General features: G+C 69.1%; 1 protein-coding gene. It reads right to left on the bottom strand.

The features are described 5' to 3' along the window. Positions 1-246, bottom strand: a 246-nt coding sequence (locus IU450_RS39425) for an AMP-binding protein (protein WP_195154797.1), incomplete at both ends; no start/stop codon positions are given.

Raw genomic sequence — 246 nt, 5'->3', positions numbered from 1 at the left:
GCTGATCACCACGCCCGGCGTACTCCAAGGTGGCCTGACCGCCGAAACCGACCCACCGGCCGATATCGCCGCTGCGGTACATCCGCGAGCCCGGCGCACCGAACGGATTCGCCACGAACCGCGTCGCCGTCAATCCCGGCCGGCCCAGATAACCGCGCGACAACTGCGCGCCGACCACATGGATCTCACCCGGCACACCCACCGGCGCCGGATGCAGCCGCCGATCCAGCACGAACGCATCCAAAC

Origin of the sequence: Nocardia abscessus (assembly GCF_015477775.1) — a bacterium.
Classification (GTDB): Bacteria; Actinomycetota; Actinomycetes; order Mycobacteriales; family Mycobacteriaceae; genus Nocardia; species Nocardia abscessus_A.
This window is presented reverse-complemented; position numbering and strand designations above follow the sequence as displayed.